The sequence below is a fragment of the Microbacterium sp. lyk4-40-TSB-66 genome, from assembly GCF_030209475.1.
GTDB lineage: Bacteria > Actinomycetota > Actinomycetes > Actinomycetales > Microbacteriaceae > Microbacterium.
Genome location: NZ_JARVRW010000013.1, coordinates 48,120 through 73,136 on the forward strand (window position 1 = coordinate 48,120; position 25,017 = coordinate 73,136).

The following is a 25,017-nucleotide window of genomic DNA, read 5'->3' on the forward strand; positions in this document are numbered from 1 at the left end:
CCCGCCCCCGATGAGGGACGGGCGCCTGAGAATCAGGTCAGAACGGCAGCAGCGGATCGACGGCGATGGCGACGAACAGCAGCGTGAGGTACGTGATCGAGGCGTGGAAGACGCGCATCGGACGCGGCTCGCCGCCTCGCACGGCACGGGAGTACAGGCGGTGCGATTCGTAGACGAACCAGCCGCCGAACACCAGCGACGACACGGTGTACACCAGCCCCATGGATGCCACGGGGATCAACAGGAGCGAGCACGCGACGGTGGCCCACGCGTAGAGGATGACCTGGAGTCCCACCTGCGATCCGCTGCGGGTGGCGCCCAGCATCGGGACGTCGACCTCTTCGTACTGCCTGGCGTACTTCATCGACAGCGGCCAGTAGTGCGGCGGCGTCCAGAGGAAGACCAGGGCGAAGAGGATGAGCGCCGCCCACGACAGCGACCCCGTGACGGCCGACCAGCCGATGAGCACCGGGAAGCAGCCCGCGATGCCGCCCCACACGATGTTCTGCTCGGTGCGGCGCTTGAGGATCATCGTGTAGATCACGACGTAGAAGAAGATGGCCGCTGCCGACAGACCGGCGGCGAGCGGGTTCGTGAACACCCACAGCCAGACGGTCGAGACGGCGGCGAGCGTCCACGCGAACACGAGCGCGCCGCGCGGCGAGACCTCGCCGGTCACGAGCGGACGGTTCTCGGTGCGCTGCATGTGCGCGTCGATGTCGCGATCGAGGTACATGTTGAACGCGGCCGCCGAGCCGGCGCTCAGGGAGCCGCCGATGACCGTCGCGAAGATCAGCCACAGGTCGGGCAGTCCGCCCTGCGCCAGGATCATCACCGGCACGGTGGTGACCAGCAGGAGCTCGAGCACGCGGGGCTTCGTCAGGGCCACGTAAGCCCGCACGGTGCGTCCGACGGAGCGGCGATCGGTCGTCGCAATGCCGTGCGACGTCGTCGAGATGTCCATCGTCCCCCGGGGTAGCGCGTAAAGAACCTCCTCGATTCTATGCCATCCGCACCACACGCCCGGCCGCCTGTCGACCCCCGTCACGATCCGCAACAGGGTCGTGGGTTCTCGCTATGCTGGCGGTGAACGCGCGCCCCGCGACGACACCCCCACCCCCCTCCCACTCCTACGGTGGTGAGCGCGGACGTCGGTCGTGAACGGGCGCAGATCGAGAGAGGCACCGTTTTGTCGGACTTCGAATGGGATGAAATCGATCGGCGCGCGGTGGACACCGCCCGCATTCTGGCGGCGGATGCCGTCGAGAAGGTGGGTAACGGTCACCCCGGCACCGCGATGTCGCTGGCCCCGGCCGCGTACCTGCTGTACCAGCGGGTGCTGCGCCACGACCCGGCCGACACGCACTGGCCCGGACGCGACCGCTTCATCCTCTCGGTGGGTCACTCGTCGTTGACCCAGTACGTACAGCTCTACCTCGGCGGCTTCGGCCTCGAGAAGAAGGACCTCGAGGCGCTGCGCACCTGGGGCTCCCTGACCCCCGGTCACCCCGAGTACGGCCACACCGACGGTGTCGAGATCACCACCGGACCGCTCGGTCAGGGCCTCGCCTCGTCCGTCGGTTTCGCCTACGCCGCCCGCTACGAGCGCGGCCTCTTCGACGCCGAGACCCCGGCCGGCGAGAGCCCGTTCGACCACTTCGTCTACGTGATCGCCGGTGACGGCGACCTTCAGGAGGGCGTGACCAGCGAGGCCTCCTCGCTCGCCGGCCACCAGGAGCTCGGCAACCTCATCGCCATCTACGACTCCAACCAGATCTCGATCGAGGACGACACCAACGTCGCCTTCACCGAGGACGTCGCCAAGCGGTACGAGGCGTACGGCTGGCACGTGCAGACGGTCGACTGGAAGAAGACCGGTCAGTACGTCGAAGACGTCGCCGAGCTGCACAGCGCCCTCGAGGCCGCGAAGGGCGAGACGAGCAAGCCCTCGCTCATCATCCTCAAGACGATCATCGGCTGGCCCTCGCCCGGCAAGCAGAACTCCGGCAAGATCCACGGCTCCGCCCTGGGCGCCGACGAGCTCAAGGCCACGAAGGAGGTGCTCGGCTTCGACCCCGAGCAGCACTTCGTCGTCGACGACGAGGTGCTCGCCCACACCCGCGAGCTCGTGAAGCGCGGCGAGGCCGAGAAGGCCGCCTGGCAGGAGAAGTTCGACGCCTGGGCCGAGGCCCACCCCGAGCGCAAGCAGCTGTGGGACCGCCTGCAGGCCCGCGAACTGCCCGACGACATCGCCGACGCGCTCCCGGCGTTCGAAGCCGGCAAGGACGTTTCGACCCGCGCCGCCTCCGGCACGGTCATCAACGCACTCGCCGCCGAGCTCCCCGAGCTCTGGGGCGGTTCGGCCGACCTCGCCGAGTCCAACCTGACGACGATCAAGGATGCCAAGTCCTTCATCCCCTCGTCGTGGTCGACCCACGAGTGGTCGGGCGACCCCTACGGGCGCGTGCTGCACTTCGGCATCCGCGAGCACGCCATGGGCGCGATCCTCAACGGCATCGTGCTGCACGGACCCACGCGTCCCTTCGGCGGCACGTTCCTCATCTTCAGCGACTACATGCGCCCGCCGGTGCGTCTGGCCGCCCTGATGAACATCCCGACCATCTTCGTCTGGACGCACGACTCCGTCGCCCTGGGTGAAGACGGTCCGACGCACCAGCCGATCGAGCAGCTCGCGACGCTCCGCGCCATCCCGAACTTCGCCCTCGTGCGTCCCGCGGATGCCAACGAGACCTCCGTCGTGTGGCTCGAGCTGCTGCGCCGCACCGCCGGCCCCGCGGGCATCGCCCTGACCCGCCAGAACATCCCCGTGTTCGCGCGCGGCGAGGGTGCGGCATCCGGTGAGGAGTTCGCTTCCGCCGAGGGCGCCGTCAAGGGCGCGTACGTGCTCGCCGAGGCCGCCAACGGCGAGCCCGACGTCATCCTGATCGCGACCGGTTCCGAGGTCCAGCTGGCCGTCGAGGCGCGCGAGACCCTCGCCGCCGAGGGTGTGCACGCACGTGTCGTGTCGGCTCCGTCGCTGGAGTGGTTCGCCGAGCAGGACGAGGCGTACCGCGAGTCGGTGCTGCCGGCGTCGGTGAAGGCGCGCGTGTCGGTCGAGGCCGGCTCCGCCCTCAGCTGGGCGGGGATCGTCGGCGACGCCGGCCGCTCCGTCGCGATCGACCACTTCGGTGCGTCGGCCGACTACAAGACCCTGTTCCAGAAGTTCGGCATCACGGCCGAGGCCGTCGTCGAGGCAGCGCGCGACTCGCTCGCCGCGGCCAAGAAGTAATCCGAGGAGATTAACGACATGAGCACTCCCACCGCAGACCTCGCCGCCGCCGGCGTCAGCATCTGGCTCGACGACCTGTCGCGTCAGCGGATCCAGTCCGGCAACCTCGCCGAGCTCATCAACGCCCGCAACGTGTCGGGCGTGACGACCAACCCCACGATCTTCGCCGGAGCCCTGTCGAAGGGTGAAGCGTACGAGGGCCAGGTCAAGGAACTCGCCGCCGCCGGCGCCGATGTCGACGAGGCGATCTTCTCGATCACCACCGATGACGTCCGTGACGCGTGCGACATCTTCCTCCCCGTGTTCGAAGCCACCGGCGGTGTCGACGGCCGCGTGTCGATCGAGGTCTCGCCCGACCTCGCGCACGACACCGACGCCACCGTCGCGCAGGCCAAGGACCTCTCGGCCCGCGTCGACCGCAAGAACGTGCTGATCAAGATCCCCGCGACCAAGGCGGGCCTGCCCGCCATCACCGAGGTCATCGGTGCGGGCATCTCGGTCAACGTCACGCTCATCTTCAGCCTCGAGCGCTACGAGGAGGTCATCGACGCCTACCTCGCCGGTGTCGAGAAGGCGCAGGCCGCCGGCCACGACATCTCGACCCTGCAGTCGGTCGCGTCGTTCTTCGTCTCGCGCGTCGACACCGAGATCGACAAGCGTCTCGCCGCCCTCGGCACCGACGAAGCCGCAGCACTCAAGGGCAAGGCGGGCATCGCCAACGCGCGGCTGGCCTACGAGCTCTTCGAGAAGAAGTTCTCGGAGGACCGCGCCAAGAAGCTGCTGGACGCCGGCGCGACCGTGCAGCGCCCGCTGTGGGCGTCGACCGGCGTGAAGGACCCGGCGCTGCCCGACACCCTTTACGTGACCGAGCTCGTCGCCGCCGGCACCGTGAACACGATGCCCGAGAAGACGCTCGAGGCCACGTTCGACCACGGCGTGATCACCGGCGACACCATCACCGGCGCCTACGCCGAGGCGCACGAGGTCTTCGACCGCCTCGCCGCCGCGGGCGTCGACGTCGCCGACGCGACGCAGACGCTCGAGGACGAGGGCGTCGAGAAGTTCATCGCCTCCTGGCACGAACTGCAGGACACCGTGAAGACCGCCCTCGAGGCCGGAAGCGCCCAGGCCGCCAAGTGAGCTTCGCGGTCAAGGTCACGGGCCACGTCGGCTCGGTCGTCTCGGCCGAGCTGCCGGGCCTGACCGGCTCGCTGATCGCGTCGGGCATCACCGCCGGCGACGCGAGCCTGTGGGGCCCGGCCGCCGAAGACGAGGCATCCCGTCGGCTCGGGTGGGTGCGGGCGGTCTCCGTCTCGCGCCCGCTCGTGCCCGAGATCACGGCCCTGCGCGACGAGCTCGTCGCGCAGGGCGTGACCCGCGTCGTTCTCGCGGGGATGGGCGGTTCGTCGCTGGCGCCCGAGGTCATCGCCCAGACGGCCGGTGTTCCGCTGGTCATCCTCGATTCGACCTCTCCCGGACAGGTGCTCGCCGCGATCGACGGCGACGCCGAGTCGGGCGGTCTCGCCCAGACCGTCCTGGTGGTCTCGAGCAAATCCGGTTCGACGATCGAGACCGACTCCGCCAAGCGCGCCTTCGAGGCCGCCTTCCGCGACCTCGGCATCGATCCGGCCGAGCGCATCGTCGTGGTGACGGATCCCGGCTCGCTGCTGGAGCAGTCGGCGCGAGCCGACGGCTATCGGGTCTTCACCGCCGACCCCGAGGTGGGCGGACGCTATTCCGCTCTCACTGCGTTCGGCCTGGTGCCGACGGGACTCGCTGGCGTCGACATCGACGACCTCCTCGACGAGGCGGATGCCACGCTCCTCGAGGTCGCGATCGACTCCCCCGAGAACCCGGCGCTGGTCCTCGCCGCCGCGATCGCCGGCGGTGGCGCCCTGCGCCGCGACAAGCTCGGGCTGGTCACCGACGGCAGCCACATCGTGGGCCTGCCCGACTGGATCGAGCAGCTCGTCGCGGAGTCGACGGGCAAGGACGGCTCCGGCATCCTTCCCGTGGTGCTGCTGCCCGTCTCGCCCGAGCTCGACTCGCGCCCCGACGACCTGCAGGTCGTCCGGTTCGTCGACGACGCCACCGCGTTCCACCTCTTCGAGCGTCACACCGACGAAGTATTGGTGAGCGGGTCGCTGGGCGCCCAGTTCGTCGTTTGGGAGTACGCGACCGCGATCGCCGGCAGCATGCTCGGTATCGATCCGTTCGACCAGCCCGACGTCGAATCGGCGAAGGACGCCACCCGCGGTCTGCTGCAGGCGCAGCCGGCCCCCACCGCCCCGGCGTTCGTCGACGGCGGCGTGGAAGTCCGGGTCTCCGACCCCGCTCTCGCGGCCAGCGGCACCGTCGCCGGCGTGCTGGCGGCCCTGTACGAACGGGTCACCGCCGACGGCTACCTCAGCATCCAGGCCTACGTGAACCGCCTCGAGCTCGCGCAGCTCGCAGGCCTGCGCGAACTCGTGGCCGCGGACTGCGGTCGCCCCACCACCTTCGGCTGGGGTCCCCGCTTCCTCCACTCCACGGGCCAGTACCACAAGGGAGGACCCGCCGCCGGCGTGTTCCTCCAGATCCTCGAACGCACCGACGTCGACCTCGAGATCCCCGGTCGACCGTTCACGTTCGGACAACTCATCCAGGCACAGGCCGCGGGAGACGCGAGCGTGCTGGCGGAGGCGCCGCATGGCCGTCCCGTCGTCACGCTGACGCTGACCGACCCGCAGGTCGAAGTGCTCTCACTCTTCGAGGCGGCACAGTAAGTCATGGTCGTAGAGATCACACCGGGTCACAATCCCCTGCGCGATCCCGAGGATCGCCGTTTGAGCCGGATCGCCGGGCCCAGCGCCCTGGTGATCTTCGGCGTCACCGGCGACCTGTCGCGCAAAAAGCTCATGCCGGCGGTCTACGACCTCGCCAACCGCGGTCTGCTCCCCCCGGGTTTCGCCCTGGTGGGCTTCGCGCGCCGCGACTGGAAGGACCAGGACTTCGCCGAGGTCGTCTACGACTCGGTCAAGAAGTACGCCCGTACCGAGTTCCGCGAGGAGACGTGGAAAGAGCTGCTGGAGGGGATCCGCTTCGTCCAGGGCGAGTTCGACGACCCTGAAGCGTTCCAGCGCCTGCGCGCGACGGTCGACAAGCTCGACACCGAACGCGGCACCATGGGCAACCACGCTTACTACCTCTCGATCCCGCCGAAGGCCTTCCCCCTCGTCACGACGCAGCTGAAGGCATCCGGTCTGGTGGGTGACGGCGGTCACAAGACCAGCGGCTGGCGCCGCGTCGTCATCGAGAAGCCCTTCGGCCACGACCTGGCCTCGGCGCGCGAGTTGAACGAGGTCGTCGAGAGCGCCTTCCCCGCCGACTCGATCTTCCGCATCGACCACTACCTCGGCAAAGAGACCGTGCAGAACATCCTGGCGCTGCGATTCGCCAACGAGCTGTACGAGCCGATCTGGAACCGCAACTACGTCGACCACGTGCAGATCACCATGGCCGAGGACATCGGTGTGGGCGGCCGTGCGGGCTACTACGACGGCATCGGCGCGGCGCGCGACGTCATCCAGAACCACCTCCTGCAGTTGCTGGCGCTCACGGCGATGGAGGAGCCCATCAGCTTCAACGCCGCCGACCTCCGTGCCGAGAAGGAGAAGGTCCTCGCCGCGGTACGCCTGCCCGAGAACCTCGCCGAGTCCACGGCTCGCGGGCAGTACGCGGGCGGCTGGCAGGGCGGCGAAGAGGTGCTGGGCTTCCTCGAGGAAGACGGCATGAACCCCGAGTCGGTCACCGAGACCTACGCGGCGATCAAGCTCGAGATCAACACCCGCCGCTGGTCGGGGGTGCCGTTCTACGTCCGCAGCGGCAAGCGTCTGGGACGCCGCGTGACCGAGGTCGCCGTGGTGTTCAAGCGGGCTCCGCAGCAGCTGTTCTCGCGCAGCCAGACGCAGGAGCTCGGACAGAACGCGCTCGTCATCCGCGTGCAGCCCGACGAGGGCGTCACCATCCGCTTCGGCTCGAAAGTCCCCGGCGACGGCACGCAGGTGCGCGACGTGACGATGGACTTCGGATACGGCCACGCCTTCACCGAGGCGAGCCCCGAAGCGTACGAGCGCCTCATCCTCGACGTGCTGCTCGGCGACCCTCCGCTGTTCCCGCGGCACGAAGAGGTCGAGCTCAGCTGGAAGATCCTCGACCCGATCGAGGAGTTCTGGGCCGCGGAGGGCGGTCCGCTCGAACAGTATTCGCCCGGATCGTGGGGGCCGGCATCCGCCGACGAACTCCTCGCCCGCGACGGCCGCACCTGGAGGCGCCCGTGATCATCGACCTGCCCGACACCACCGTCAGCGCGATCTCGAAGAAGCTCGTCAGCGTGCGCGAAGAGGGCGGCGCCGTCGCCCTCGGCCGCGTGCTGACGCTCATCATCGTCACGCACCACGGCGCCGAAGAAGAGGTCATCGAGGCCGCGAACGACGCATCGCGCGAGCACCCGATGCGGGTCATCGCCGTGCTGTTCGGCGACGAAGACGAAGAGCCCCGCCTCGACGCCCAGATCCGCGTCGGCGGCGACGCCGGCGCCAGCGAGGTAGTGGTCCTGCGCGCCCACGGCGCTGCCGGCTCCAACGCCGAGAGCCTCGTCACGGGTCTGCTGCTCCCCGACGCCCCGGTCGTCGCGTGGTGGCCCGCCGAGGCTCCCGCGAACCCGTCGCGCTCGGCCATCGGCCGCATCGCGCAGCGCCGCATCACCGACGCCTCGTCGCAGGCCGATCCCGCCGCGTGGGTGGCCGAGCTCGGCGAGCACTACGCCCCCGGCGACACCGACTTCGCGTGGACGCGACTCACGCGCTGGCGTGAGCAGCTGGCGGCGGTGCTCGATCAGCCTCCCTACGAGCCGGTCACCGCGATCGAGGTGCGCGGCGCCGCCGACTCCCCCTCGACGTCGCTGCTCGCAGCGTGGCTGGGCATGAGGCTCGACGCCCCCGTCGACTACGCCTACCTCCCGGCCGACGAGTGGGCGAGCGGCATCAAGTCCGTGCGCCTCACCCGCGAGAGCGGCGACACGCTGCTCGAGCGTCCCGAGGCGGGGGTCGCGATCCTCCGCCAGCCCGGGCAGCCCACGCACGATCTCGCCTTCCCGCGTCGCACGCTCCGCGAGTGTCTGGCCGAGGAGTTGCGCCGGCTCGACCCCGACCTGCTCTACGGTCGTGTGATCACCGACGGACATGATCTGCTGCACGCCGCGAACGAGAAGAGCGCATCGTGAGCGACGGTTCGGCGAAGCGCGTCATCATCAAGCGCGACGCCGACGCCCTCGCCGAGTACGTCGCCACCCGATTCGTCAACCGCATCGTCAAGCGCGTCGCCGAGGGCAAGCGCATGCACATCTGCCTCACCGGCGGCACGATGGGCGGGGCGGTCCTTCGCACCGCCGCGCGCGACGAGCGCGTGGCCGACATCGACTGGTCGCTCGTGCACTTCTGGTTCGGCGACGAGCGCTTCGTGCCGCGCGACAGCGGTGACCGCAACGAGAAGCAGGCGCGCGAGGCGTTCCTCGACCACATCGCCGTTCCGGCCGAGAACATCCACGCCGTGGCCTCCAGCGAAGACGGGGTCGATCTCGACACTGCGGCGATCGCGTACGCCGACGAGCTCGCGCAGTTCGCTCCGTCGGATCGCAGCGAAACGGGCCCGTGGCCGTCGTTCGACATCTGCTTCCTCGGCGTCGGCCCCGACGCGCACATCGCTTCGCTGTTCCCCGATCGCCCCGAGATCTCGGTGACCGACCGCGCGACCGTGCCCGTACGGGAGTCCCCCAAGCCGCCGAGCGAACGGGTCTCGCTCACGCGTCCCGTCATCAACAGCTCCAAGCGCGTGTGGATGGTCATCGCCGGCGCCGACAAGGCCGCAGCCCTCGGACTCGCCCTGGCCGGGGCGAGCTACCAGAGCGTTCCGGCCGCGGGGGCCAAGGGGCGCCGTCGCACGGCGTTCTTCGTCGACGAGGTGGCGGCCGATCAGGTGCCGCCGCAGCTCATCGACCGCGAGTACTGAGCGTTCGCGCGCACACGAGGGCCGGATGCCGTCGGCATCCGGTCCTCGTCGTTTCATCGTTACGGTCTCGCGTCGTACCCCCCTTGCCTTTGCCCGAATCGCGACTTAGCCTTCGAGCGGGGGGCATCCTGTTCCGGCCCGTGAGAGTGATCTCCGGCTCCGGACGACGCAGTTGGGACGTGGGATGCCATTTGTCGGTCGTGCGCGCGAGAAACGCATCGCGGAAGACGTCATCGGGACCACAGGGGGATCAGGATGCCTTTTCATCGGAGAGGTCGGCATCGGCAAGTCCGCTCTCGCCCGCGAGATCGCGGGGCAGCATGGGGCGGTCGTCGTCACGGCGAGCCCGAACGAGCGCCTGTGGCCGTTCTCGGGGCTCTCCGCCCTCGCCGCGGGCCTCGGCGGCGAGCGTCGTAACGCCGTCAACGCCGTCCTCGCGCGCGGCCGGGACTGGCCCGAACACCTCCTCGCCGAGGAACTGAGCCGCACCCTGCACCTCGTGCACGACGAGCCCGACGTCGTCATCATCGACGACCTCGACCAGATGGACGGGGCGAGCATCACGGTGCTGTCCTACGTCTTCGGTCGTCTGCGGGGCACCGGCCTCAGCGTCGTGGCGACCGCCGGTGCCGCCGACCGGCGGCATGACTTCGCCGGCATGCGGCACTCCCGCCTCGAACGGCTGTCGTTCGAGGAGTCGCTCGACCTCGGACGCGTGGTCCTCGGCTCGGGGGCGTCTCTCGCGGTGCTGTACACCGTGGCGGGATCGGTCGGAGGGGATCCCGGCATCCTGTCCCGCGTGCGTCTCACCCCGTGCGAGGCTCTGGGCGACGATCCACTGCCACTCCCCCTCCGCCTCGTGGACGACGACTCCGACGACCGCAAACGCGGGGGACGGGGGGTGCACGATCCCCGCATCGCCGCGGTCTTGGACCTCCTGTGCGTCGGTCCCGTCTTCGGGCACGACCGCCTGCGCGCGGTGGCCGCGGCTCTCGGTGTCGAGGTGGACGCACTGATCGACGCGGGTCTGGTCGCCGTCCACGGGGAGCTGGCACGCATCGCGGATCCCGCGCTGCGTCTGCGTCGGCTCGCGGCGCTCTCCGCCGACGACAGGTCACGGCTGCACGCCCAGGCGGCCGAGGAGCACGGGGAGAAGTATCCTGCGACCTTCCTCTGGCATCGGAGTCACGCAGAGCCGGATGCCGATCGTGAACGCCTTCTGGTCGCGGCGGTGGATCTCGCCCGTGCGGGGGAACCGTCGGCGGCGGTCGAGTTCGCGGAGCGGGCGCTGGCCGGCCGCGTCGATGAGGCCTCACGATGCCGGCACCTCGTCGACCTCGGTGAGGCCCTCGTGATGCAGGGGCACGACGTGCGGGGCCGGCACTACCTCCGACGCGCCGGGGCCCCGACCGACCCCGACGTGCGCACCCGGGCGGCACTGGCCTGGTTGCGGGCGACGACCGCGGCCGACCAGATCGTCGACGACACGATGCTGCGCGTCGCCGCGCAGACCGACGACCCGCGCGCCGCGGAACGACTGCTGTGCGAGAGTGCGCGGCTGCATCTGTGGCGGGGGGAGACCGAGCGGGCCCACGAACTGGTCGTCCTGTCGGCCGAGCGGGGCATCGCCTCGACCGAGACGACGTTGCTCGCCCGCCTCCTCGAGGAGCTGGGCGACGACGTCCTCGTTCCGGTCACCGTCGACACCGGGCTCCCGGCCGGGGCGGAGGACGGAGACGCCCCGATCGAGCAGGAGATCCTCGCGCTGTACACCGCCGTGCTGCGGGAGCAGTACCCCGCCGTCCGACGACGCATTCTGACGCTGCTCGGGCGCCGGCCGCGCCCGCAGCCGTACTGGCGCGATCAGTTGCGGAGCCTGCTGGTGACGACGGAGGTGCGCGGCGGCGATCCGGTCGCGGCGCGCGAGGCCGTCGCCGCGTGGCGGCGCGAGTGGGTCCCCGGCCGCACCTCCGAGCTGGCCGACGTCCTCGTCCTCGCGGGGGCGGCGGCGCTCGATCCGCTGGGGCCTGGCGCCGGTGATCTCGTGCGTCACGGGCGCGATCTCTGTCGACGGGAGGGCACACCGACGCCGTTGCCGTGGTTCGCCGTCATCGAGGGCGGGTCCGCTCTCGCGGAGGGACGTTTCGACGACGCGGTCGCCTCCCTCGAGGCCGCCCGGGAAGCCGTGCCCTGCGAGGATCCGTCCCTGTTGCGCGCCGACGCCGACCTCGTGGAGGCGCTCTGGTTGAGCGGTCACCGCGCGGACGCGCGCCGCATCCTCGTCCGCCTCGAAGCGGCATCCGTGCGCACACCCCGTCGGTGGACGACGCTCGCGGTGGCGCGCTCGCGCGCAGTCTGCCGCAGCGATCGGGACGGCGCCGCCGCATTCCGCGAGGCGGAGGCGATCTGGCGCACGGACGATCCGCCGATCGAGCGCCTCCGTCTGCGCGCGGCTCGGGAACGCTGTCTGCCGACCACCGGTCGTCCGGTGCTGCAGGCGACGCCGCGTCCCACCGATCGAGGGCGCTCGCTCACCCCCCAGGAGCGCGACGTCGTCGCTCTGGTGGGTCAGGGGCTTCGCAACCGCGACATCGCGGCCGCGCTCTTCATCTCGCTCCGCACCGTCGAACTGCGTCTCACGGGCATCTACCGCAAGCTCGGCGTGACCTCGCGGGTGCACCTCGTCGCGCTGCTGCACGGCGCGTCCCTGCCCTGACGCCCCGGTGCGGGGGACGACGTCGGATCGACGGATGCCAAAAGGGTCAGCGTCAGGGCGAGACGGGTGAGAGCGCCGCACGGCGGTCGGGACTGCGCCAGCGACCATCGGAGGAGGGGCGGCCGAGCGCGGCGACGAGGGCGCGGAGGCACAGGACCGCATCCCACACCCGCAGCAGGGGGAACAGGAGCATCCAGCCGCGCGGCCGTGTACCGGTGACGGCGCACGCGAACACCGTCATCGCGGCATCCGCCGCAAGGAACGCCGCGGCCAACGGACCGATCGGCAACACCGCCGCCACGGTCGCCGCCACGGTCGCGGCCTCCCCGGTGAGCATCGCGCTCGCCATCGTCGCAAGGGCGGCCACAACGAGCACCGGCACCATCGCGGTGAGCACGAGGCTGGAGACCACCGTCTCCACTGCGAACACGCCGACGGACGCCCAGAACAGGCCCCGGCGCGGACCGTGGCGCCGTACCGTCTGCCAGAAGCCCAGACTCCACCTCCGCATCTGCGCGGAGTAGTCGCGGAAGAGGGCGGGGTCCTGGGTCTCGGCCACCGCGCACGCGGGGTGGAATGCGATGCGACCGAGGCGTTTCGCGTGCACCTCGAACGTCATGTTGAAGTCCTCGATCGACAGACCGGGCGCGTCGATGTCGATGCGGTCGAGCACGTCGGTGCGGTACATGCTCGCGAACCCCGGCACGATGGCGACCGCATCGGTCGCGCGCGCCGCCTGCCCGAACTTGTGGAGGTACTGCGTGCAGACGTAGGTGCGTTCCCGGTAGGACGTGAGGACCCGGCCCATCCCCCGGGTCCCGGCATCCGGGGCCGTCGTCGCCCGCCCCGCGACGGCCACCACCCCCTCGTCGGTGAACAGCGGCAGGCCGGTGCGGAGATAGTCCGGCCGCGGCCGCGAGTCGGCGTCGAGCAGGAGCAGCAGCGGGAAGCGTTCCGGGATGCGGAAGTGGGCGAGACCGGCGCGGATCGCGCCCGCCTTCCCCCGATTGGGGACGAGGTCCCACGCCGTGGCGCCGGCTTCCCGAGCGCGCGCCGCCGTCTCGTCGTTCGAGCCATCCGAGACCACGAAGACGTTCGCCGCCGGCACGAGGGCGCGTGCGGCGCGGACGGCGTCCGCGATCACGAGTTGCTCGTCGTGCGCGGCGATCAGCACCGCCACCTCGTCGGGACGGAAGAACATCGACGGCGACAGCAGGGGGCTGTCGGTGCGGCCCTCGGCGGCGAGTCGGCAGAGGGCGGCAATCCCCCACACCGCGGTCGAGAGTCCGATCGTGCAGATCACGACGACGAGCACCACAACGAGGGTCACGCGCACCACCCCGCGGGCGTTCGCGCGGCGGACGTGGCTGTGGTCGGCGCGTCGATGACCGATCGAGACATGGCATCCCCTTCGCTCGCGCTCGACCGTACGCCGCGACGGCCACCGTCGCCGCGTGAAGGCCCGCACGCCGGATGCGGTTTCCCGCATGATCGGGTGCGGTGCGCGGCGACCCGCATGATCGCCGCCCGTTCCTTGACCGTCGCCTCCGCAGCGGCTCAGGGTGAGCGAGGGGTCGACGCCGACACCCGATCGCTTCACGCACCGTTTCTGGAGGATGATGATGTCCACACTCGATATCCGGGCGGACCTGTTCCAGGCTCCCCTCCCACCCGCGCCGGCCGACGCTCCGTTCGATTTCGACGTCGCCATCGTGGGTCTCGGATACGTCGGTCTGCCGACGGCCCTCGCCCACCACGCGAGCGGCTCGCGCGTGCTCGCGCTCGACGTCTCGTCGCGCCGACTGCGGACGATCGCCGCCCGGGGAGCCGACCTCATCGACTCGGACCGCGAACGGCTCGACATCGCGCTGCGTGCGCCCCAGGGCTTCCGGCTGACCGGCGATATCCACGAACTCCGCCGCGCCGCCGCCATCGTCGTGTGCGTTCCCACCCCCGTCGACGAACGGCAGGTTCCCGATCTCGGCCCGCTCCGCGCGGCCTGCGCCACCGTCGTCGCCGCCGCACGCCCCGGCCAGCTGATCATGCTCACCTCCACGACCTACGTCGGATGCACCCACGACCTGATCGAGCAGCCCCTTCGCGACCGCGGGATGCAGATCGGCCGCGACGTGTTCGTGACCTTCAGCGCCGAGCGCATCGACCCCGGCAACGTCGGTTTCGCCCAGGAGGTCGTCCCCCGCGTGGTGGGCGGGGCGACTCCGCAGTGCGAGGAGGAGGGCGCGCGCCTGCTCTCCCGGTACGCCGCGCGCGTGCACCGCGTGTCGAGCCTGGCGACCGCCGAGATGACGAAGCTGCTCGAGAACACGTTCCGCGCGGTCAACATCGCCCTCGCGAACGAGTTCGCCGACATCTGCGGGGCCCTCGACGTCCCCGTCACCGAGGTCATCGAGGCGGCGAGCACGAAGCCGTACGGATTCATGGCGTTCTACCCCGGGCCGGGCGTCGGGGGTCACTGCATCCCGTGCGACCCGCACTACCTGCTGTGGCAGCTCAAGGCGCTGCACGTGGATGCCGGCGTCATCACCGAGGCGATGACGCGCATCGCGGCGCGTCCGCGTCGTGTGGTCGAGCGGATCCGCGACGTGCTCGGGAAGGCGGGTAAGGGCACCCTCGGGGCGCGGGTGCTCGTGGTCGGGGTGACCTACAAACCCGACGTCGCCGACCTCCGCGAGTCGCCGGCTCTGGAGATCATCGACCTGCTCGTCGACCTCGGCGCCGAGGTGCAGTACGTCGACACGCATGCCGCGCACATCCACCTCGGGTCGGGGCGCGAGCGCGATTCCCTCGCCGATCCGGCCGGGTTCGAGCCCGATGTGGTGCTCGTGCACACGCGCCACCACGACAGCGATCTGTCGTGGCTGGACGCCGACACGGTCGTCGTCGACGGCACGTACCGCAGCGCCGACATCGCCGGACGGGTGCTGCTGTGAGCGTGCAGGTCTTCCCCGGCCGCGCCGCCACGCGGTCGCTCGTCACGGGAGGTGCCGGTTTCGTCGGCAGCCATCTCGTCGAGCACCTGCTCGGTCTCGGCGATGAGGTCGTCGTCCTCGACGACCTCTCCACCGGAACCGCCCGCAACCTCGCCGGCGTCGCGGACCACCCGCGGCTGACGATGATCCACGGCTCGATCCTCAACACGCTGACGGTGGGCGAGGCGATGCAGGGATGCGACCGCGTCTTCCATCTGGCGGCGGCGGTGGGCGTCAAACTCATCGTCGAGCAACCCCTGCGTGGCCTGCGGGTCAACATCCACGGCACCGAGAACGTCCTCACCGCCGCCATCGAGCGGCGCGCGTCCGTGCTCATGGTGTCGACGAGCGAGGTGTACGGCAAGAACACCGCCGACCGCCTGCGCGAGGACTCCGACCGGATCCTCGGCGACCCGCTCCTGTCGCGCTGGACGTACGCCGGCGCGAAGGGCATCGACGAGGCGTTCGCGAAGGCGTACTGCGACGAGGAGGGCTTGGACGTCTCGATCGTGCGGCTGTTCAACACCGTCGGGCCGCGTCAGACGGGCCGTTATGGAATGGTGCTGCCGAACCTCGTCGGACAGGCGTTGCGCGGCCAGCCGTTGACCGTCTTCGGCGACGGTCTGCAGACGCGCTGCTTCTCCGCCGTCGAGGACGTCGTCCCCGCGATGGTCCTCATCGAGCGCGACCCGCGCTCGCGCGGGCAGGCGTACAACCTCGGGGGCGCGCGCGAGATCTCCATCCTCGACCTCGCGCACGAGGTCATCCGCACCCTCGACAGCCGGAGCGACATCGAGCTGGTCCCCTACGCCCAGGCCTACGCGCCGGGCTTCGAGGACATGCGCCGTCGCGTGCCCGACAACACCAAGGCGAACGACCTCGTCGGCTACGAGCCGCGCACCTCGTTGACCTCGACGATCATGCGCGTCGCCGCCGACCTGCTCTCGCGGGAGCGGCTGGGGTCGGATGCGATGCCGCTCGCCGGCGTCGACTCGTTCCGGGGAGCGTTGTGATGCCCCGCGGGCACGTCCCCCGACAGCAGGGGGCGCGCGCCTCGAGGTCGTCCCTCCGCCGCGGCGTCGCCGTCGTGGCGGCGCTCGCGGTGGCAGCCGGCGCTCTCGTCGTCGCGGCCCCCGCGCCCCCCGCCGAGGCCGCGACCCGCACGATCGTGAGTCTGACGTTCGACGACGCCAACGCGAACCAGTTGCAGGCGCTCCCCGCCCTCCGCTCCAACGGCATGCGGGCGACCTTCTACGTGCCCTCGGGGTTCATCGGCGCCACGGGACACATGACACGAGCCGACCTGACGACCCTGAAGAACGCCGGTCACGAGATCGGCGGGCACACCGTGAACCACCCCGACCTCGCGCAGGTGAGCGTCGACGAGGCGAAGCGCCAGATCTGCACCGACCGTCGCAACCTCACCTCGTGGGGGTTCACCGTCCGCAGCTTCGCCTACCCCTTCGCTTCGAGCACGCCCGACGTCGAGAAGGCCGCCGCCGCGTGCGGGTACAACAGCGCCCGGCTGCTCGGCGACATCCGCAGTCGCTTCGGCTGCCCGGACTGCGCCTACGCCGAGTCGCCGCGCCCCGCCGACCGGTACGCGCTGAAGGCGCTGGATCAGGTGGATGACACGTGGTCGCTCGACGATCTGAAGGCCGGCGTCACGAATGCCGAGCGCAACGGCGGTGGGTGGGTCCAGTACACCTTCCACGACGTGTGCGCCGACGCGTGCAGCGACCTCGCGGTCACCCCGAGTGTGTTCTCGAGCTTCGTGGCGTGGCTGAAGACCCGGCAGGCCGCCGGTACCGTCGTGCGGACGATCGGCGACGTCATCGGCGGCGCCGCCAAGCCGCTCGTCAGCGGGCCGGTCGTGGCGGCGCCCACGGGGTCGACCAACGGCATCGTGAACCCCAGCCTCGAGGTCGGCGCTCCCGATTGCTGGATGCGGGGCGGCTACGGCAGCAACTCCCCCACCTTCAGCACCGGGATCCCCGCGCACACGGGCTCGGTCGCCAGTGGCATCACCATGTCGAACTACGTGGACGGTGACGCGAAGCTCCTCCCTCAGTTCGATCTGGGCCAGTGCGCGCCGACGGTCACGGCCGGGCGGACGTACACGCTCCGCGAGTGGTATCTCGCCAGCGGGGTCACCCAGTTCGCGGTCTACCTGCGCTCCACGACCGGGGCGTGGTCGTACTGGACCTCGAGCCCGTGGTTCGGGTCGGCGACGGAGTGGACGCAGGCCGACTGGACGACACCCGCGATCCCCGCGGGGTACGACGGCATCAGCTTCGCCCTCACGATCTTCGCCGACGGCACCCTGCGCACCGATGACCTGCAGCTCTACGACAGCACCGGAGCTCCCCCGCTGGCCCCGGCCGGCGCGGCGACGCCTCCTGCCTCGTCGACCTCCTCGACCTCGGTGGCGCCGCCCGAGGGTCCGGTCGAGCTGTTTCAGCCCACCGAGGCCACGACCGGATGACCTCGCGGCCGAGGCCGGCGGCGGCGATCACCCTCGCGGTGGTCGTCGCCACCGGCCTGTGCGCGTGCGCGCCGACCGCGTCGTCCCGTCCCGACACCGGCTACCCCTGGCACACCGGGATCGTGGCGACGACGTTCTGGGTGGGCGAGGTGTTCGACCCTTCGGCTTCCGACGGCAGCCAACGCGTGTCGACGTACGACAGCGACTGGCTCGCCGCGTACGGCGGATGCGACGGCATCGACACGGGCGACGTGTGCCGCACGGAGTCGCGGACGGCGGACACCGACTTCTTCCCCACCCGGATGACACCGCGGCAGAACCCGTTCTATCTCGACCTGCCCTTCGACGACGTCAACGATCCCGAGGGGTTCGCCCTCCGCGGCGAGGTCGTGCCGTGGGCCCGTGACTCCGCCTTCGCGTCGTCTGTGGACGACCCCACCGTCAGCCTGATGAAGAACCGCTGGGTCGTGCTGCAGAAGGACGGGCACGTCTGTTACGGACAGATCCAGGATGCCGGACCCGGTGAATACCACGACGCCGACTACGTGTTCGGCGAAGACGACCGACGCCCCGCCAACACCCGCTTCAACGGCGCCGGTCTCGACGTCTCGCCGGCGCTCAACGGGTGCCTCGGCTTCGCCGAGCTTGACGGCGAGGACGATCGGGTCGATTGGGCGTTCATCGACGACGGCGACGTCCCGGCGGGACCGTGGACGCGAATGGTCACCGACTCACCGGTCCGGTAGGCGGGAGCGGCCGCGAGAACGACGGAGGGCCGGATGCCATGGCATCCGGCCCTCTCGATGGTCACTGACCGCGGCGCTCGCGCAGCTGCTGCAACGCGTCGTCGAGGAGGGAAGCGGCTTCTTCGTCGCTTCGACGCTCCTTCACGTACGCGAGGTGGGTCTTGTAGGGCTCCGCCTTGGCCAGGGCCGGGGGGTTCGCCTTGTCGCGCCCGGCCGGGAGGCCCGAGTGCGGGGAGTCGATCGTCTCGGGGATCTCGTCGTCGGGGATGCCCGCGGCGAAATAGCGCACCGTCTCGTTGCCGAGGGCGTCCCAGTACGACACGGCCACGCGGTCGGCGTGGAAGCCGTGGTCCTGCTCGCCCATGGGGCCGGCTCCGACGCGGGAGCCGCGGATCGCGTTTCCTCCGGTTGCCATGTCAGAGCTCCGCGAACTTGGTCAGCAGGCCGAGGCCGACGATGGTGACGAACCACGTCAGGGCCAGCACGACCGTGAAACGGTTGAGGTTGCGCTCCGCGAGCCCGGAGGACCCCATTGCGGAGCTCATGCCGCCGCCGAACATGTCGGAGAGACCGCCGCCGCGACCCTTGTGGAGCAGGATGAGCAGGGTCAGCAGGAGGCTGGTGACGCCCAGGAGCACCTGCAGGACGAACTCGAGAATCTGCACTGTCGAAAGCCTTTCGCGCGCGGCCTGGTCGACCGCACAAGCGTCAAGTATAGAGGGCGGGGGCGCGGACGCACGGATGCCCGCGGCGAGGCGCCGCGGGCATCCGTTGGGCGTCAGACGCCGACGTGCTTCTGGAACCGGATGATCGCCGCGAACTCGTCGACGACGAGGCTCGCACCGCCCACCAGGGCACCGTCCACATCGGGCTCGCGCATGAAGCCGGCGATGTTGCCCGACTTCACCGAACCGCCGTACAGCACGCGCGTGCGGGCGGCGGCGTCGGCACCGAGCTTGTCGGCGACGACCGCGCGGAGCTTCGCGCAGACCTCCTGCGCCTGGTCGGGCGTCGCGGCCTGACCGGAGCCGATGGCCCACACGGGCTCGTACGCGACGACGATGTCGGCGTCGGCCGAGACGCCCTCGAGGGCGACCTGGAGCTGCCCGACGGGCACGGCGCTGGCACCGAACTTCTCGAGGTCCTCCGAGGTCTCACCGACGCAGATCACGGGCACGAGGCCGTGGCGCAGGGCGGCCTGCGTCTTGGCCGCGATGACCTCGTCGGTCTCGTGGTGGAACTGACGACGTTCGGAGTGCCCGATGATGACGTACTTCGCGTCGAGCTTGGCGAGGAACTGGCCCGAGATCTCACCGGTGTACGCACCGGAGTCGTGGGCCGAGAGGTCCTGCCCGCCGAGGGCGAATTCGATCTTGTCGGCATCGAGGAGGGTCTGCACGGTGCGCAGGTCGGTGTACGGCGGGAACACCGCGACCTCGACACTGCCCTTCTCGTGCTTCGCTTCCTTCAGCGTCCAGTGCAGCTTCTGGACGAACGCGACCGCCTGCAGGTGGTCGAGGTTCATCTTCCAGTTGCCTGCGATCAGCGGCGTCCGCCCGTTCTGCGGAGCAGACGATTCCGTGTTGACTACACCCATCCGAGGACCTCCAGTCCGGGGAGCTTCTTGCCTTCGAGGAACTCCAGGCTCGCGCCGCCACCGGTGGAGATGTGGCCGAACGCCTCGTCCGCGAAACCGAGCTGACGCACGGCCGCGGCGGAGTCGCCGCCGCCGACGACACTGAGGCCGTCGACCTCGGTGAGCGCCTGGGCGACGGTCTTGGTGCCGGCGTCGAACGCCTTCATCTCGAACACGCCCATCGGGCCGTTCCAGAAGACGGTGCGCGAGCCGCGGATCGCGTCGGCGAAGATCTCGGCCGTGCGGGGTCCGATGTCGAGGCCGAGTCCGGACGCACCGAAGTCGGTGTCCTCCAGGGCCTGGGCGTCGGCGACGACGTGCTCGGCGTCTGCCGAGAACGATGCCGCGACGACGGCATCGACGGGGAGGACGATCTCGACACCGCGCTCCTTCGCCGTGGCGAGGTAGCCCTTGACGGTGTCGATCTGGTCCTTCTCGAGCAGGCTCGATCCGACCTTGTACCCCTCGGCGACGAGGAAGGTGAACATCATGCCGCCACCGACGAGGAGCTTGTCCACGCGGGGAAGCAGGTGCTCGATGACGCCGAGCTTGTCGCTGACCTTCGATCCGCCGAGCACGACCGTGTAGGGGCGCTCGGGGTTCTCGGTCAGACGGTCGAGGACCTCGAGTTCCTTCTGGATCAGCAGGCCCGCGGCCGAGGGCACGAGCTGCGCGAGGTCGTAGACGCTCGCCTGCTTGCGGTGCACGACGCCGAAGCCGTCGGACACGAGGGCGTCGCCGAGACCGGCGAGCTCCCGCGCGAAGGCCTGGCGCTCGGACTCGTCCTTCGAGGTCTCCCCCGCGTTGAAGCGGAGGTTCTCGATGACGGCGACCTCGCCGTTCTCGAGCGAGCCGACGGCATCCTGAGCCGACTCGCCGACCGTGTCGCGCGCGAACGCGACCGGCTGGCCGAGAAGCTCGGAGAGGCGCTGCGCGACCGGCTCGAGCGAATACTTCGGGTCGGGCGCCCCGTCGGGGCGGCCCAGGTGCGAGCACACGACCACACGCGCGCCGGCGTTGATCAGTGCGTTGAGAGTCGGCAGCGACGCGCGCACGCGGCCATCGTCCGTGATGACGCCGTCCTTGAGGGGGACGTTCAGATCACAACGGACGATGACGCGCGTGCCGGCGAGCGACCCCAGCGAATCGAGGGTGCGCAGAGCCATGAAGGGTTACAGGCGCTCGGCGACGTACTCGGTGAGGTCGACGAGGCGGTTGGAGTAACCCCACTCGTTGTCGTACCACGACGAGACCTTGACCAGGTTGCCGCTGACGTTGGTGAGCTCGGCGTCGAAGATCGACGAGTGCGGGTTGCCCTGGATGTCGCTCGAGACGATCGGGTCCTCGGTGTACTGCAGGATGCCGTTGAGGCGACCCTCGGCGGCGGCCTTCTTGTAGACCTCGTTGACCTGGTCGACGGTCAGACCGTCGGTGGGCGTGATGATGGTGAGGTCGACGATCGAGCCGGTGGGCACCGGAACGCGGTACGACGAGCCGCTGAGCTTGCCGTTGAGCTCGGGCAGGACCAGGCCGATGGCCTTGGCCGCACCGGTCGAGGCGGGGACGATGTTGATCGCCGCACCGCGGGCACGACGGAGGTCGCTGTGCGGGCCGTCCTGCAGGTTCTGGTCGGCGGTGTACGCGTGCGCGGTCATCATGAAGCCGCGCTCGATGCCGAACGCCTCCTCGAAGACCTGGGCCAGCGGCGCGAGGCAGTTCGTGGTGCACGACGCGTTCGAGATGATGACGTCGGTCTCGGGGTTGTAGGTCTCTTCGTTGACGCCCATGACGATGGTCGCGTCGTCACCCGTGGCGGGAGCCGAGATGAGCACCTTCTTGGCACCACCCGTGATGTGCTTCTTGGCGTCCTCCGCCTTGGTGAAGCGACCGGTCGACTCGATGACGATGTCGACGCCCAGCTCGCCCCAGGGGAGGTTGGCGGGGTCGCGCTCTTCGAAGACCTTGATGGTCTTGTCGCCGACGGTGATGGAGTCTGCGGTGTACGAGACGTCCTCGGTCAGCACGCCGCCGACGGAGTCGTACTTGAGGAGGTGCGCCAGCGACTTGTTGTCGGTGAGGTCGTTCACCGCCACGATTTCGAGGTCGGCCCCCTGCGCGAGAGCCGCGCGGAGGTAGTTGCGTCCGATACGGCCGAAGCCGTTGATTCCGATCTTGACGGTCACGGAATTTCTCCTGAATCAGTTGTGCGCGATATGCGCGTGATTGCGGTGTTCGCTGGCGGACAACGGCGTCCCGGCGGGGTGCCCACCGGGACGCCCACGCCGTTTACGACAGTACCAGCAGACCCGCGGTCTTCTCACGGGCGGCGGCGAAGCGCTGCTGGGCGTCGGCCCAGTTCGCGATGTTCCAGAACGCCTTGACGTAGTCGGCGCGCACGTTCTTGTAGTCGAGGTAGTACGCGTGCTCCCAGACGTCGAGCAGCAGGATCGGCACGGTGCCCGCGACGATCTGGCCCTGCTGGTCGAAGAACTGCTGGATCACGAGGTTCTCGCCGATCGAGTCCCAGAACAGACCCGCCCATCCCGACCCCTGCACGCCGAGGGCGGCGGCGGTGAACTGCGCGCGGAACGCGTCGAACGAGCCGAACTGGTCGTCGATGGCCGACTCGAGGTCGCCGGTGGGCTTGTCGCCACCGTTGGGCGAGAGGTTCGTCCAGAAGATCGAGTGGTTCGTGTGGCCGCCGAGGTTGAACGCGAGGTCCTTCTGCAGGCGGTTGATGTTGGCGAAATCGCCCTTCTCACGCGCTTCGGCGAGCAGGTCGAGGGTGGTGTTCGCGCCGTTGACGTAGGTCTGGTGGTGCTTGCTGTGGTGCAGCTCCATGATGGTCGCACTGATGTGCGGCTCCAGGGCCGAGTAGTCGTAGGGCAGTTCGGGCAGCGTGTACTTCGCCATGATCTCAACTTCCGAATCGGGCGCCGCCGGGACCTCTCCGCCGAGACGACGTGCGAGGAACCGCGCAGCGAGGGTGACGTCTTCATCCTATTGATGGGCAACGCCCGACCCCCAGGGTTGCTTCCCTGGATGACGGGGGGTATCGACCGCCGCATCGGGCGGAAGCGGATCGGATGCCGGGGCCGTGGCAGCCCAAAGCTCTCCGTCGTCGGCAGAGCCCGCCGACTCCGGCGGGAAGCGGCGCGGATGCCGTAGGTCATGGCATCCGGGAGCTCTCAGTCCTCGGCGCCCATCGGCACGGCGGCCTCGGTGCCCGGGATGCCCTCGACCTCGGCCTTTTTGTCGGCCATCGCCAGCAGGCGGCGGATACGACCCGCCACCGCGTCCTTCGTGAGGGGCGGGTCGGCGTGGTGTCCGAGCTCGTCGAGGCTCGCGTCGCGGTGCGCCAGGCGCAGCTCGCCGGCCTGCTGCAGGTGGTCGGGGACCTCGTCGCCGAGGATCTCGAGCGCGCGCTCCACCCGGGCGCATGCGGCCACGGCGGCCTGGGCCGAGCGGCGGAGGTTGGCGTCGTCGAAGTTGACGAGACGGTTGACGCCGGCGCGCACCTCGCGGCGCTGACGCATCTGGTCCCACTCCCCCGCGGTACGGCGGGCACCCATCTCGTACAGCGCGCCGCGGATCGCCTCGCCGTCGCGCACCACGACGCGGGGAACGCCGCGCACCTCGCGGGCCTTGGCGGGGATGCCGATACGGTGACCGGCGCCGACGAGGGCCATCGCGGCCTCGGACGACGGGCACGAGATCTCCAGCGCCGCGGACCGGCCCGGGTCGCTCAACGAGCCGCTCGCCAGGAACGCGCCACGCCAGATGGCGCTGAGGTCGGGTCGCGAGCCCGTGGTCAGTTTGTTGGGAAGACCGCGCACGGGGCGGCGCCGCTGATCGAGCAGTCCCGTCTGGCGTGCGAGGGTCTCGCCGGCCTCGATGACGCGCACGGCGTAGTGCCCCCCGGTGCGGCCCCCGGAACCCTGCACGTGATGCAGTTCGGGACGCACGCCGTACAGCTCCATGAGGTCGCGTGCGACGCGGCGCGCGAGGACGTCCGAGTCGAGTTCGGCCTCGACGGCGACGCGGTTGGCGATGGAGTGCAGACCACCGGAGAAGCGCAGGAGGGCCGTGAGCTCGGCGACGCGCGCGGTCGGGCGCGGGTCGCGAACGGTGATGAGTTCGGCCTTCACGTCGGCGGTCAGCGGCACGGTTCTCCTCGGGTGGGGGCGGCGGGGACGACGGTACAGCCTACTCGCGACCGAGGTCGCGATGAGCCACGCGCACGGCCACCCCGGGAACATCGGCCAGACGTGCAGCCAGTTCCCGCGCCATCACCACCGAGCGATGCTTGCCACCGGTGCAGCCCACCGCCACGACCGAGTGCCGCTTGTTCTCGCGCTGGTAGCCGTCCAGCACCGGTCGCAGTGCCGCCGCGTAGGCGTCGAGGAACTCCGACGCCCCCGCTTGGCCCAGCACGTATTCCCGCACTCGGGGGTCTTCGCCCGTGAGCGGGCGGAGGTCCTCGTTCCAGAACGGATTCGGCAGGAAGCGCATGTCGGCGACCAGGTCGACGTCGGGCGGCAGCCCGTACTTGAAACCGAAGCTCATGAGGGTGACCGTGTGGCGCGCGGCCCCCTCTTCGCCGAACAGCGCCACGGTGCGCAGCGACAGCTGGTGCACGTTCAGCCCCGACGTGTCGATCACCACGTCGGCGGCCTCCCGCAACGGCGCGAGGCGTTCGCGTTCGCGCCGGATGCCGTCGAGGATGGTGCCGTCGCCCTGCAGGGGATGCGGTCGGCGCACGGCCTCGAACCGGCGCACGAGCACCGCGTCGCTGGCATCCAGGAAGACGACGCGCACCTGACGACCCGCCTGCAGGGAGCGCATCGCCTCGGGCAGGTCGCTGAACAGCGATCGCCCTCGCACGTCGACCACGACCGCCACTCGGGGTACCGCACCGCCCGCGAGCTCGGTCAGTTCGAGCAAGGGCCGCAGCATCTGGGGCGGCAGGTTGTCGACGACGTACCAGTCGAGGTCTTCGAGGGCGTTGGCAACGGTGGACCGCCCCGCCCCCGACATGCCGGTGACGATCAGCACCTCACCTGGCTCGTCGCGTGCGGGCTCCATGGGCGTCGCCTCCCGTCGTGTG

The 25,017-nt window shown here is 70.2% G+C and carries 21 protein-coding genes; 11 read left to right on the plus strand and 10 right to left on the minus strand.

The features are described 5' to 3' along the window. Positions 1-37 precede the first annotated feature (37 nt). The gene (locus tag QRO03_RS15130; RefSeq protein WP_285138318.1) at positions 38-964 is read right to left on the minus strand and encodes a heme o synthase; all 927 of its coding nucleotides are present in this window, start codon (positions 962-964) and stop codon (positions 38-40) included. Positions 965-1,189: 225 nt separating this feature from the next. Between QRO03_RS15130 and tkt the strand changes: the two genes are divergently transcribed. The 7 genes from tkt (at position 1,190) to QRO03_RS15165 (ending at position 12,053) form a co-directional block, all read left to right on the plus strand. Next, on the plus strand, positions 1,190-3,289 hold the full coding sequence (gene tkt, locus QRO03_RS15135; protein WP_285138345.1) for a transketolase: 2,100 nt from the start codon (positions 1,190-1,192) through the stop codon (positions 3,287-3,289). 18 nt (positions 3,290-3,307) lie between these two features. Next, positions 3,308-4,429 (plus strand): transaldolase, encoded by a 1,122-nt coding sequence (gene tal / locus QRO03_RS15140; protein WP_285138319.1) that lies wholly within the window; start codon positions 3,308-3,310, stop codon positions 4,427-4,429. Further along, the gene (locus tag QRO03_RS15145) at positions 4,426-6,054 is read left to right on the plus strand and encodes a phosphoglucose isomerase-related protein (protein WP_285138320.1); all 1,629 of its coding nucleotides are present in this window, start codon (positions 4,426-4,428) and stop codon (positions 6,052-6,054) included. Before tal ends, QRO03_RS15145 begins: the two co-directional genes overlap by 4 nt. A 3-nt stretch (positions 6,055-6,057) precedes the next feature. Continuing rightward, entirely contained in the window at positions 6,058-7,608 is a 1,551-nt protein-coding gene (gene zwf / locus QRO03_RS15150) for a glucose-6-phosphate dehydrogenase (RefSeq protein WP_285138321.1), read from the plus strand. Next, complete coding sequence (locus QRO03_RS15155; RefSeq protein WP_285138322.1) at positions 7,605-8,552, plus strand: glucose-6-phosphate dehydrogenase assembly protein OpcA; 948 nt, start codon at positions 7,605-7,607, stop codon at positions 8,550-8,552. Before zwf ends, QRO03_RS15155 begins: the two co-directional genes overlap by 4 nt. Beyond that, complete coding sequence (pgl, locus tag QRO03_RS15160) at positions 8,546-9,337, plus strand: 6-phosphogluconolactonase (RefSeq protein WP_285138346.1); 792 nt, start codon at positions 8,546-8,548, stop codon at positions 9,335-9,337. The genes QRO03_RS15155 and pgl overlap by 7 nt, the downstream gene beginning before the upstream one ends. 184 nt (positions 9,338-9,521) lie before the next feature. Next, positions 9,522-12,053 (plus strand): helix-turn-helix transcriptional regulator, encoded by a 2,532-nt coding sequence (locus QRO03_RS15165; protein WP_285138323.1) that lies wholly within the window; start codon positions 9,522-9,524, stop codon positions 12,051-12,053. Positions 12,054-12,105: 52 nt separating this feature from the next. Here the strand turns inward: QRO03_RS15165 and QRO03_RS15170 are convergent, their stop codons facing one another. Next, a complete protein-coding gene (locus tag QRO03_RS15170) occupies positions 12,106-13,383 on the minus strand; it encodes a glycosyltransferase family 2 protein (RefSeq protein ID WP_285138325.1) in 1,278 nt (425 codons plus the stop codon). A gap of 292 nt (positions 13,384-13,675) precedes the next feature. On the opposite strand from QRO03_RS15170, the gene QRO03_RS15175 reads away from it, so the two are divergent. Genes QRO03_RS15175 through QRO03_RS15190 form a run of 4 tightly spaced genes read left to right on the plus strand, consistent with a single transcriptional unit; the run spans position 13,676 to position 18,274 of the window. Continuing rightward, entirely contained in the window at positions 13,676-15,004 is a 1,329-nt protein-coding gene (locus QRO03_RS15175; protein WP_285138326.1) for a nucleotide sugar dehydrogenase, read from the plus strand. Continuing rightward, complete coding sequence (locus tag QRO03_RS15180; protein ID WP_285138327.1) at positions 15,001-16,056, plus strand: NAD-dependent epimerase/dehydratase family protein; 1,056 nt, start codon at positions 15,001-15,003, stop codon at positions 16,054-16,056. The genes QRO03_RS15175 and QRO03_RS15180 overlap by 4 nt, the downstream gene beginning before the upstream one ends. Further along, positions 16,056-17,528 carry a polysaccharide deacetylase family protein gene (locus QRO03_RS15185; RefSeq protein ID WP_285138328.1) on the plus strand — a complete coding sequence of 491 codons (1,473 nt, stop codon included), beginning with the start codon at positions 16,056-16,058 and terminating at the stop codon, positions 17,526-17,528. Before QRO03_RS15180 ends, QRO03_RS15185 begins: the two co-directional genes overlap by 1 nt. After that, positions 17,525-18,274, plus strand: coding sequence for a hypothetical protein (locus QRO03_RS15190; RefSeq protein WP_285138329.1), 750 nt, complete (start codon positions 17,525-17,527; stop codon positions 18,272-18,274). The genes QRO03_RS15185 and QRO03_RS15190 overlap by 4 nt, the downstream gene beginning before the upstream one ends. Positions 18,275-18,335: 61 nt before the next feature. On the opposite strand, the gene QRO03_RS15195 is transcribed toward QRO03_RS15190, so the two are convergent. The 8 genes from QRO03_RS15195 to rapZ form a co-directional block, all read right to left on the minus strand. Further along, positions 18,336-18,689, minus strand: coding sequence for an RNA polymerase-binding protein RbpA (locus tag QRO03_RS15195; protein WP_055955187.1), 354 nt, complete (start codon positions 18,687-18,689; stop codon positions 18,336-18,338). Position 18,690: 1 nt separating this feature from the next. Continuing rightward, entirely contained in the window at positions 18,691-18,939 is a 249-nt protein-coding gene (gene secG, locus QRO03_RS15200; protein WP_055955190.1) for a preprotein translocase subunit SecG, read from the minus strand. A 113-nt stretch (positions 18,940-19,052) separates the two neighbouring features. After that, positions 19,053-19,871, minus strand: a complete 819-nt coding sequence (tpiA, locus tag QRO03_RS15205; protein ID WP_285138330.1) for a triose-phosphate isomerase — start codon at positions 19,869-19,871, stop codon at positions 19,053-19,055. Further along, positions 19,862-21,076, minus strand: coding sequence for a phosphoglycerate kinase (locus QRO03_RS15210; RefSeq protein WP_285138331.1), 1,215 nt, complete (start codon positions 21,074-21,076; stop codon positions 19,862-19,864). Before QRO03_RS15210 ends, tpiA begins: the two co-directional genes overlap by 10 nt. 6 nt (positions 21,077-21,082) lie before the next feature. Continuing rightward, positions 21,083-22,093: a type I glyceraldehyde-3-phosphate dehydrogenase gene (gap, locus tag QRO03_RS15215; RefSeq protein ID WP_055955199.1), complete on the minus strand. Its 1,011-nt coding sequence runs from the start codon at positions 22,091-22,093 to the stop codon at positions 21,083-21,085. 103 nt (positions 22,094-22,196) lie between these two features. Continuing rightward, positions 22,197-22,823: a superoxide dismutase gene (locus QRO03_RS15220; RefSeq protein WP_183419476.1), complete on the minus strand. Its 627-nt coding sequence runs from the start codon at positions 22,821-22,823 to the stop codon at positions 22,197-22,199. 275 nt (positions 22,824-23,098) lie between these two features. Continuing rightward, complete coding sequence (whiA, locus tag QRO03_RS15225) at positions 23,099-24,076, minus strand: DNA-binding protein WhiA (RefSeq protein WP_285138332.1); 978 nt, start codon at positions 24,074-24,076, stop codon at positions 23,099-23,101. A 40-nt stretch (positions 24,077-24,116) separates the two neighbouring features. Then, the gene (gene rapZ / locus QRO03_RS15230; RefSeq protein WP_285138333.1) at positions 24,117-24,995 is read right to left on the minus strand and encodes an RNase adapter RapZ; all 879 of its coding nucleotides are present in this window, start codon (positions 24,993-24,995) and stop codon (positions 24,117-24,119) included. Positions 24,996-25,017 lie beyond the last annotated feature (22 nt).